This is a genomic window from Streptomyces chumphonensis (assembly GCF_014779715.1).
In the GTDB taxonomy this organism is placed as follows: domain Bacteria; phylum Actinomycetota; class Actinomycetes; order Streptomycetales; family Streptomycetaceae; genus Streptomyces; species Streptomyces chumphonensis.
In genome coordinates, this window is the sequence record NZ_JACXYU010000004.1 from 413,705 (window position 1) to 425,142 (window position 11,438).

At 75.3% G+C, this 11,438-nt stretch carries 2 protein-coding genes; both read left to right on the forward strand.

Annotated features, from left to right (window positions below; all coding sequences use genetic code 11):
• Positions 1–612 precede the first annotated feature (612 nt).
• The gene (locus IF129_RS11820) at positions 613–7,050 is read left to right on the forward strand and encodes a type I polyketide synthase (protein WP_191209512.1); all 6,438 of its coding nucleotides are present in this window, start codon (positions 613–615) and stop codon (positions 7,048–7,050) included.
• On the forward strand, positions 7,047–11,438 hold a 4,392-nt coding region (locus IF129_RS11825; RefSeq protein ID WP_191209513.1), incomplete at its 3' end, for a type I polyketide synthase. The genes IF129_RS11820 and IF129_RS11825, both read left to right, overlap by 4 nt.

Consider the following 11,438-nt stretch of genomic DNA (forward strand, 5'->3'; position numbering starts at 1 on the left):
CCGGTTGCTGCTACGCGAAGCCGTCGGCACCGGCCCGGAGGGGACGGCGCGGTCCGCCGGGGGCCCGCCGCGGCACCTTGCTGCCACCGGCCGGACGGGCCCCGCCCGAGGGGGCCGGGCCGTCGGTGCGCGGCTCCGCCGCGACACCCCGACGTGGCAGTTTGATGCGCGAGAAGGGTGCAACCGGTGATGCACCGCGTTCGACCGCTGACGCTCGGTGATAGGGCGGTCCGGCCGTGGCAGCTCCCTGCTATCGGTTCGTTGCGCCGTCCCGGCCTTTGGCACGCTGAGCCCCGGACGCGGCTCGAGTGACGAGCTCGCCGCGCGCATGGATGGCCGAGGAAGCCGTCCCCCGGGTGAACCACCGACGTCCAGGCGGGTGTTGACCCGGCGGACGACGTGCGGGCCGAGGCGGATTCCGTGCGGCGGCGGCCGTGGGTCCGGGATGTCCCGGGCCGACCGCTACCGGAATTCTTCTCGGCCCGGCGGGTGACGTGGCCTGCGGCCGTTTGGCGGCCGACCGCGATCCGGCGGCCCGAGACGGGGAGTACGTGGCATGAAAGCAGTCGAAATCCTGGTCGCCTCACCGCGTCCGGGCGGGAGGGCGTAACTGTGGCCACCGACAAGAACGACCTCGTGGGAGCGCTCCGGAAGTCGGTCAAGGAGACGGAACGCCTCCGGCGCCAGAACCAGGAACTGGTGGACCGGGCGAGCGAGCCCCTCGCGATCGTCGGCATGAGCTGCCGGTTCCCCGGCGGGGTGACGTCGCCGCAGGAGCTGTGGGACCTCGTGGCGTCCGGCCGTGACGCGATCTCGGAGTTCCCGGCCGACCGCGGCTGGGACCTGGACCACCTGTACGACCCCGACCCGGACCACCCCGGCACCGCCTACACCCGTGAGGGCGGGTTCGCCCCCCAGGTGGCCGACTTCGACGCCGACTTCTTCGGTGTCACGCCCCGGGAGGCCGTGGCCACGGACCCGCAGCAGCGGGTCCTGCTGGAGGGCACCTGGGAGGCGTTCGAGGACGCCGGCATCGACCCGACGACGCTGCGCGGCAGCGACACCGGCGTCTTCATCGGCACGATGTACTCCGACTACCAGGTCATCGCCGGACAGAGCGACCGGCGCGACGAGATCGAGGGCTACCTCATGATCTCCTCCGCCGCCAGCGTCGCCTCCGGCCGCATCAGCTACACGTTCGGCTTCGAGGGGCCCGCCGTCACCGTGGACACGGCGTGCTCGGCCTCACTGGTCGCCATCGCCCAGGCCTGCGCGTCCCTGCGGTCGCGGGAGTGCTCCCTCGCCGTCGCCGGCGGCGTCACGGTGCTCTCCCAGCCGAGCATCTTCGTCGAGTTCAGCCGCCAGCGCGCCATCTCGGCGGACGGCCGGTGCAAGGCGTACGGCGCCGCCGCCGACGGGGTGGGCTGGGGTGAGGGCTCGGGCCTGCTCCTGCTGGAGCGGCTGTCGGACGCGCGCCGCAACGGCCACCGGATCCTGGGCCTGGTGCGGGGCGCCGCCGTGAACCAGGACGGTGCGAGCAACGGTTTGACGGCGCCGAACGGCCCGTCGCAGGAGCGGGTGATCCGCTCGGCCCTGGCCAACGCGGGGCTGCGCCCGTCCGACGTCGACGCGGTCGAGGGCCACGGCACCGGCACGCGGCTCGGTGACCCGATCGAGGCCGAGGCCCTGCTGGCCACCTACGGCCGCGAACGCCCCGAGGGCCCGCTGTGGCTCGGCTCGGTGAAGTCCAACATCGGGCACACCCAGGCCGCCGCCGGAGCCGCCGGTGTCATCAAGATGGTGATGGCCATGCGCAACGGCGTGGTGCCTCCCACGCTGCACGCCGACGAGCCGTCACCGCACGTGAACTGGTCCTCCGGGGCCATCAGACTGCCGAACGAGGCACACGACTGGCCGGCGCCCGCGCGTCCGCGTCGGGCGGGCGTGTCCTCGTTCGGTATCAGCGGTACCAACGCGCACGTCATCGTGGAGGAGGCGCCCGCCGAGGAGCCGGCGCCGACCGAGACCTCCGAGGCCGCGTCACCGGTGGTGCCGGTGCCGATATCGGCGCGGAGTGAGGCGGCGCTGCGGGAGCAGGCCGACCGGGTGCGGGCCCTGCTGATCGCGCGGCCGGAGGTGACCGTCGCGGACACGGGGTTCTCGGCCGCGACGACGCGGGCGCACCTGGAGCACCGTGCGGTCGTGGTGGCCACCGATCGCGGTGCCCTGCTGTCCGGGCTGGGTGCGTTGTCGGCGGGTGAGCCGTCGGAGCACGTGGTCGAGGCGCGTGCCGTGGGTGGCAAGTCGGTGTTCGTGTTTCCGGGTCAGGGGGCGCAGTGGGTGGGGATGGCGGTGGAGTTGCTGGATGCTTCGCCGGTGTTCGCGGAGCGGTTGGCGGAGTGTTCGGCGGCGTTGGCTGGGTTGGTGGGGTGGTCGCTTGAGGATGTGTTGCGGGGTGTTGCGGGTGCGCCGTCGCTTGAGCGGGTGGATGTGGTGCAGCCGGCTCTGTGGGCGGTGATGGTGTCGTTGGCGGCGTTGTGGCGGTCTTTCGGTGTGGAGCCGTCGGTGGTGGTGGGTCATTCGCAGGGGGAGATCGCGGCTGCGTGTGTGGCGGGTGGTCTGTCGTTGGAGGACGGTGCGCGGGTGGTGGCGTTGCGCAGCCGTCTGGTGTTGGAGCGGTTGGCCGGTCACGGCGGGATGATGTCGGTTTCTCTGCCGGTGGAGCGGGCGGAGGAACTGCTCGCGGAGTATGCGGGTCGGGTCTCCGTCGCCGCTGTCAACAGTCCGGGTTCGGTCGTGGTGGCCGGTGATCCGGACGCGTTGGACGAGTTGCAGGCCGTGTGTGAGGCGGACGGGGTGCGGGCGCGGCGCGTCGCGGTGGACTACGCCTCCCACACCGCGCATGTGGAGGCGATCGAGGCGGAGTTGCTGGAGGCGCTGGCCCCGGTGAAGCCCGTCTCCGGCTCGGTGCGGTTCTTCTCCTCGTTGGAGGGGCGGTTCATCGACACCGCGTCGATGGACGCGGGGTACTGGTACCGGAACCTGCGGGGTCGGGTCGGGTTTGAGCCCGCCGTGCGGGCGTTGCTCGACCACGGTGCCGGGTGCTTCCTGGAGATGTCCCCCCACCCGGTCCTCACCATGGCCGTCGAGGAGACGGTCGAGGGTCGGGCGGCCACCGTGGGGTCGCTGCGGCGGGACGACGGCGGGCTGCGGCGTTTCGTCACCTCCCTGTCCGAGGCCCACGCCGCCGGAGTCGGCGTCGACTGGGGGCCGCTCCACGCCGCCGGACGACGGGTCGCCCTCCCCACCTACGCCTTCCAGCGTGAGCGGTACTGGCTCTCCCCGGGCAACCGGGCCGGTGACGCGTCGGCCGCCGGGCAGCGCCGGGTGGAGCACCCGATGCTGGCCGCCGCCGTGCCGGTCGGCGACCGCGACGAGTGGGTCTACACCGGGCGCATCTCCCAGGAGGGCCAGCCCTGGACCCGCGACCACGCCGTGCTGGGCACCGTGCTCGTGCCGGGGACCGCTCTCGTCGACCTGGCCCTGGCGGCGGGACGCGACCTGGGCTGCCCGGTGCTGGACGAACTGGTGCTGGAGGCACCGCTCGTGCTGGCCGAAGCCGACGGCGCACAGGTCCAGGTGATCGTCGGCCCGGTCGACGCCGACGGCCACCGGGACGTGGCGGTCTACAGCCGCCGCGAGGGCGGTGAGGACGAGGAGCGGGAGGCGGTCTGCCACGGTCGCGGCCGGTTGGCCGCCGACGCCGCGTCCGCCGAGCCCTTCCCCGCGCAGTGGCCGCCCCCGGGCGCGGAGCCGGTGGCCGTGGGCGCGTTCTACGAGCGCATGGCGGACATCGGCCTCGACTACGGCCCCCTCTTCCAGGGCGTGCGGGCCGCGTGGCGGCTCGGCGAGACGGTCTACACCGAGGTCGCGATGCCCGAGGACGCCGGGACCGGCGGCCACGCCGTGCACCCGGCCCTGCTCGACGCGGCGCTGCACGGCGCCCTGCTCTCCAAGACGCCCGGCTCCTCGGTGGAGCTGCCGTTCTCCTGGTCCGGGGTGCGGCTCGGGCGCGCCGGAGCGGGCCGGGCGCGGGTACGGATCGCGCCCGCCGACGGCTCCGCCCTGCGGGTCGACGTGGTGGGTGAGGACGGGGCGTCGGTCGCCTCCGTCGGGGCCCTCGGCCTCAGGCCCCTCGACCCGGCGCAGCTCGACGGCGCCGGGGGCGCGCGGAACTCGCTGTTCCAGGTCGACTGGACGGAGATCGCCGCCGTTCCCCCGGCCCCCGCGCGGGTGCTCCGGCTCGGCGCCGACCACACCGATCTGGACGCTCTGCGCCGGGCGCTCTCCGAGGGCGCGGAGGCGCCCGACCTGGTGATCGCCGAGGTCGTCGGCTCCGCCGGTCGTCCGGACGAGGCCGCCCGCGCCGTGGCCGCCGACGCGCTGACGCTGGTCCAGCGGTGGCTGGCCCTGGAGTGGCCCGGCGAGCCCCGGCTGGTCGTCGTGACCCGGGGCGGCGTGGCCGTCGGGGACGAGGCGCCGGACGTGGCGACGTCCCCGGTGTGGGGCCTGGTGCGCAGCGCGCAGTCCGAACACCCGGGCCGGATCCTGCTGGTGGACCTGGACGACGGCGACGACCCCGACTGGGGCGGGCTGTCGGCCCTGGACGAGCCGCAGCTCGCGGTGCGGGAGGGCCGGACGCTGGCGCCCCGGCTGGCGCGGGTCCCGGGCGGCGCCCCCGACGGGGCCTGGCGGCTCGGCAGCGTGCGGAAGGGCTCGCTGGAGGACCTGGCGGTCATGCCCTCCGAGGGCGACCGGCCGCTGGGCGTCGGCGAGGTGCGGATCGGGGTGCGGGCCGCGGGGCTGAACTTCCGCGACGTGCTGATCGCCCTCGGCATGTACCCCGGTGACGCGCCGCTGGGCAGTGAAGCGGCGGGCGTCGTACTCGAAGTGGGCTCCGGCGTGACGGACCTGCGCCCGGGGGACCGGGTCTTCGGCCTGGTCACCGACGCGTTCGGCCCGGTGGCCGTGGCCGACCGCCGCACGCTGGTCCCGATGCCCGACTGCCTCGGCTTCACCGAGGCCGCCGCCGTGCCGGTGGTGTACCTGACCGCCTTCTACGGGCTGGTCGACCTCGCGGGGCTGCGCTCCGGGGAGCGGCTGCTGGTGCACGCCGCGGCCGGCGGCGTCGGCATGGCCGCCGTGCAGCTGGCGCGGCACTTCGGCGCGGAGGTGTTCGCCACCGCGAGCCCCGCCAAGTGGGAGGCGGTGCGGGCCCTGGGGGTCGACGCCGACCGGATCGCGTCCTCGCGCGACCTGGAGTTCCGGCAGACGTTCCTGGGCGCGACCGACGGCGCCGGAATGGACGTCGTCCTGGACGCGCTCGCCGGTGAGTTCGTCGACGCCTCGCTGGACCTGCTGCCGCGCGGCGGCCGGTTCATCGAGATGGGCAAGACCGACATCCGGGACCCGGAGGCCGTCGCGGAGTCCCACCCCGGCGTCCGGTACCGCTCCTACGACCTCATGGAGGCGGGCCCCGAGCGCATCCAGGAGATGCTGACCGAGATCACCGCGCTCTTCGAGCAGGGTGTCCTGACGCCGTCGCCGATCCGGGCCTGGGACGTGCGGCGCGGCCGGGAGGCGTTCCGCTTCCTGCGCGAGGGCCGCAACGTCGGCAAGGTCGTGCTGACCGTTCCGGCGCCGCTGGACCCGGACGGCACCGTGCTGATCACCGGCGGTACCGGCGGCCTGGGGGCGCTCTTCGCCCGGCACCTGGTCGAGCGGCACGGGGCGCGGCGGCTGCTGCTGGTCAGCCGTCGCGGGCCCGCCGCCGCGGGGGTGGCCGATCTGGTGGCCGACCTGGAGGCCCGGGGCGCCGACGTCAGGGTCGCGGCGTGCGACGTCGCGGACCGGGAGCAGGTGGCCGGGCTGCTCGCTTCGCTGGACCGGCCGCTGACCGCCGTCCTGCACTCCGCCGGCCTGCTGGACGACGCCGTCATCGAGTCCCAGACGCCGGAGCGGATCGAGCGGGTGCTGCGGCCCAAGCTGGACGCGGCGTGGAACCTGCACGCGTTGACGGCCGGCATGGACCTGTCCGCGTTCGTGCTCTTCTCCTCGGCCGCCGCCCAGCTCGGCAATCCCGGGCAGGCGAACTACGCGGCCGCGAACGCCGCCGTCGACGCCCTCGCCCACCTGCGCCGAGCCGCCGGGCTGCCCGCCACGGCGCTGGCCTGGGGCCTGTGGGCCGACTCCACCGGCATGACGGGCGAGTTGGACGAGGCGGACCTCGCCCGGATGCGGCGGACCGGCATCGGCGCGCTCTCCGCGGAACTCGGCCTGGAGCTGTTCGACGAGAGCCTCGGCTCGGACTCGGCCCTCCTGGTCCCGGTGCGGCTGGACCCGGCCGCGTTGCGGACCCAGGCCCGGGACGGCATGCTGCCCGCCCTGCTGCGCGGCCTGGCCCGCACCCCGGCCCGGCGGTCCGGAAGCGCGGGCGGGTCGCTGGCCGAACGGCTCGCGGGCGTCGCCGAGCTGGACCGCGAGGACGTCGTCCTGGAGCTGGTCCAGAGCCAGGTCGCGGCCGTGCGCGGCAACGCCTCCGGAGCCGAGGTCGACCCCGACCGGCCGTTCAAGGAGCTGGGGTTCGACTCCCTGGCGGCGGTGGAACTGCGCAACCGGCTGAGCCGGAGCACCGGCCTGCGGCTGCCCGCCACGCTCGTCTTCGACCACCCGACCTCGACGCAGGTCGCGCGGTTGCTCCTCAAGGAGGTCGGCGGGGACGCCGGCGGGGCGGCGGCGCGGGAGCAGCGCTCGCCGTTCGACGAGCAGCTGCGCGGACTGGAGGAACTCCTCATCCGGGTCGCCGAGGACGAGAGCGGGCTGGCCGAGATCGAGCCCCGGCTGCGCTACCTGAGCAACCGCATGCGCGCCGTGCTCAGCCGCGTCGACGGCGGGACGGGCGAGGAGGCGGCCGAAGCGGACGACGGCCTGGACGTGGTGTCCGACGACGAGATGTTTGATCTGATCGACAAGGAGCTCGGGTCGGCATGAACGCCCCCACGGACGAGCAGAAGCTGCGCACCTACCTCAAGAAGGTCACCACCGAGCTGCGGACGGCCAACCGCCGGGTGCGCGAGCTGGAGGACCGCGACACCGAGCCGCTGGCCATCGTGGGCATGAGCTGCCGGTACCCGGGCGGCGTGACGTCGCCGGACGAGCTGTGGAAGCTGGTCGAGTCCGGCACGGACGCGATGACCGCCTTCCCCACCGACCGCGGCTGGGACCTGGGCCGGCTGCACGGCGGCGACGCCGAGCAGCCGGGCACGGTCGCCACCCGGGCCGGCGGTTTCGTCGACGGCGTGGGCGACTTCGACGCCGACTTCTTCGGGATCAGCCCGCGCGAGGCGCTGGCGATCGACCCGATGCAGCGGCTGGCGCTGGAGGGCGCCTGGGAGGCGTTCGAGCACGCGGGCATCGACCCGACGTCCCTGCGCGGCACCGACACCGGCGTCTTCTGCGGCGCGGTCACCTCCGACTACGGCGGCGCGGGACGGCCCGAGCTGGAGGGCTTCCGGCTCAGCGGCACCCAGAGCAGCGTGATCTCCGGACGGATCGCCTACAGCCTGGGCCTTGAGGGACCCGCCGTCACGGTGGACACGGCCTGCTCCTCCTCGCTGGTCTCGATCCACCTGGCCGCGCAGGCGCTGCGGGCGGGGGAGTGCTCGATGGCACTCGTCGGCGGCGTGACGGTGATCGCCGGCCCCTTCCTGTTCCTCGAGTTCAGCCGCCAGCGCGGCCTGGCACCCGACGGCCGGTGCAAGGCGTACGCGGCCGCCGCCGACGGCACCGGCTTCGCCGACGGCATCGGCCTGCTCGTCGTCGAACGGCTCTCCGACGCCCGCCGCAACGGGCACCGGGTCCTCGCGGTGGTGCGGGGCAGCGCCGTCAACCAGGACGGCGCCAGCAACGGTCTGACGGCGCCCAACGGCCCGTCCCAGGAGCGGGTGATCCGCGCGGCGCTGGCCAACGCGGGCCTGAGCGCGGCCGAGGTCGACGCCGTCGAGGGCCATGGCACGGGCACCACCCTGGGCGACCCGATCGAGGCGCGGGCCCTCCTCGCGACCTACGGCGGCGAGCGGACCGACGGTCCGCTGTTCCTCGGGTCGATCAAGTCGAACATCGGGCACACCTCGGCCGCCGCCGGCGTGGCCGGGGTCATCAAGATGGTGCAGGCCATGCGGCACGGTGTGCTGCCCTCGACGCTGCACGTGGACGAGCCGTCCCCGCACGTCGACTGGAACGCCGGCCGCGTCGAGCTGCTGACCGACCGGCGGCCGTGGGCCACGCCCACCGGCCGGCCCCGGCGCGCCGGTGTGTCGTCGTTCGGCATCAGCGGCACCAACGCGCACGTGATCCTGGAGCAGGCGCCCGCCGAGGCGGAGGTGCCCGGCGAGGACGTCCGGCCCCCGGCGGCCGTCCCGGTGCTGCTGTCCGGACGCGGCCCGGCGGCCCTGCGGGCGCAGGCGGAGCGGCTGCGCGCGCATCTGGTCGACCGCCCCGAGCTGAGTGTGCCCGACGTCGGCCACGCCACGGCGACGACGCGGGCGCTGCTGGACGAGCGGGCCGTCGTCGTCGCCTCGGACCGGGACGAACTGCTCGCCGGTCTGGCGGCCGTCGCCGCCGAGGACACCGGAGGCCGGGCCGTCGGCGGCAGGACGGCGTTCCTGTTCACCGGCCAGGGCTCGCAGCGCGCCGCGATGGGCCTGGAGCTGGCCGAGGCGTTCCCCCGGTTCGCGGCGGCGCTGGACGAGGTGTGCGCCGAGCTGGACCCGCTGCTGGGCCGCCCGGTGCGGGAGCTGCTGGCCGCCGAGGACGGCGGCCTGGACGCCACGGAGTACACCCAGGCCGCCCTGTTCGCGGTCGAGGTGGCGCTGTTCCGGCTGGTGGAGTCGCTGGGCCTGCGCCCCGACCACCTCATCGGCCACTCGGTGGGCGAACTGGCCGCCGCCCACGTGGCCGGTGTGCTGTCGCTGCGTGACGCGTGCACGCTCGTGGCCGCGCGCGGGCGTCTGATGGGCGCGCTCCCGGCCGGGGGCGCGATGGTCGCCGTCCAAGCCGACGAGGCCGAGGTGGCCGCGTCGCTGACCGGGTTCGCGGGACGACTGGAGATCGCCGCCGTCAACGGCCCGCGCGCCGTCGTCGTCTCCGGCGACGCCGACGCCGTCGAGGAGTGGCTGCCGGGCTGGGAGGGCCGCAAGACCTCCCGGCTCCGGGTGTCGCACGCGTTCCACTCGCCCCGCATGGAACCGATGCTGGCCGAGTTCGAAGCGGTCGCCCGGGAACTGGAGTTCCACGCGCCGACCATCCCGATCGTCTCCAACGTGACGGGTGAACCCGTCTCCGCGTTCGACGCGGCGTACTGGGTGCGGCACGTCCGGCAGGCCGTCCGGTTCGCCGACGGCATCGCGACGCTGTGGGACCTGGGCGTCCGCCGCTTCCTGGAACTGGGCCCCGACGCGGTCCTGACCGCCATGGCGCGCCAGTGCCTCGACGCGCGGCCGGACCAGGGCGCCGCCGCCGTGCTGCTCCCCGCCCTGCGTGCCCGGCACCCCGAGGCGGCCACCTTCGCCGGCTTCCTCGGCCGTGCCCACGCCGCCGGTGCCGCCGTGGACTGGCCGGAGTTCTACCGGAACAGCGGCGCCCGCACGGCGGACCTGCCCACCTACGCGTTCCAGCGCGAGCGCTACTGGATGAACCCCGGCACCGGACCGGCGGACGTCACCGCCGCCGGGCTCGACGCCGTCACCCACCCGATCCTGGCCGGCGCGGCGCGGATCGGCGACGGCGACGCGTGGCTGTTCACCGGCCGGCTGTCCACCGAGACCCAGCCGTGGGCCGCCGAGCACCTGCTCCTCGGCACGATGGTCGTGCCCGGCACCGGCCTCGTCGAACTCGCCCTCACCGCCGGACGGCGGACCGAGGCTCCGACGCTGGACGAACTGGTGCTGGAGGCACCCCTGATCCTGACGGAGGGCCTCGCCCTCCAGGTCCAGGTCACGGTGGGGGAACCCGCCGACGACGGCCGCCGGGACGTCGCCGTCCACACCCGCCCCGCATCCGGCGGCGACGCGGTCTGCCACGCACGCGGCGTGCTCGCCCCCGAGACGGCCCCGGCGGGAGACTTCCCCGCACCGTGGCCGCCCACGGACGCGGAACCCGTCGCCGTCGACGAGCTGTACGGCGACCTGGCCGCCATCGGCTACGACTACGGCCCCGCCTTCCAGGGCGTGCGGGCCGCCTGGCGGGACGGCGACACCACCTACGCCGAGGTCGAACTGCCCGACGGCACCGAGGCCGCCGGGTTCGGCATCCACCCGGCGCTGTTCGACGCCGCCCTGCAGAGCGGCGTCGGCCTGGTGACCGGCGGCGGGAGCGGCGAGCACCGCATGCCGTTCAGCTGGACCGGCGTCCGACTCGACCGCCCGGGCGCCACACGCCTGCGCGTCCGCTCGGTCGCCACGGGCGACAGCGCGCTCCACCTGGACGCCGTCGACGAGTCCGGCGCACCCGTCGTCACGATCGGCTCCCTCGTGGTGCGCCCGGTCGAGCAGGCCCGGATCGACGGCGCCCGGCGCGGCCCCCACCCCGCACTCCACGGACTGACCTGGACGCCGGTCGCCGCCGAGGCCACCGGCGCCGCGGTGCGGACCGCCGTCCTCGCCACGGACGGACCCACCGACCTCGACGCCGCCGTGGACGCCGTCCTGGAGCAGGCACAGGCCGACGACACCGGCCTGCCCGACGCCGTCGTGACGCCCCTCGCCGCCCTCACCCGCGGGGCCGGCCCGGCCGAGGACCCGGCCGACGCGGCGCGCGCCCTCGTGCCGAACGTCCTCGCCCTGGTGCGGCGCTGGATCACCGACGAGCGGCTGAGCGCGACGCGCCTGGTGGTCGCCACCGAGGGCGCCGTCGCACCGGACGCCGGGACCCCCGACGTCGCCCAGGCCGCGCTGTGGGGCCTGCTGCGCAGCGCCCAGTCCGAACACCCCGGCCGGTTCGTCCTGGTCGACGTGGACCCCGCCGGGGAGCAACCGGACTGGAGCACCGTCCTCGGGACGGAGGAGCCGCAACTCGCGCTCCGTGCCGGTCGGATGCTCGCCCCCCGACTGACCCGGGTCACCCCCGCCGAGAACGCGGGCGCGGACCTCGACGGCACCGTCCTGATCACCGGTGGGACGGGCGGACTCGGCGCCCTCATCGCGCGCCACCTGGCCGAACACCACGGCGTCCGCGACCTGTTGCTGGTGAGCCGCCGAGGACCCGCCGCCGAGGGCGTCGACGACCTCGTCGCCGCCCTGGAGGCGCACGGCGCCCACGCCCGCGTCGCCGCGTGCGACGTGACCGACCGCGAGGCACTCGCCGCCCTGCTCGGTTCGCTC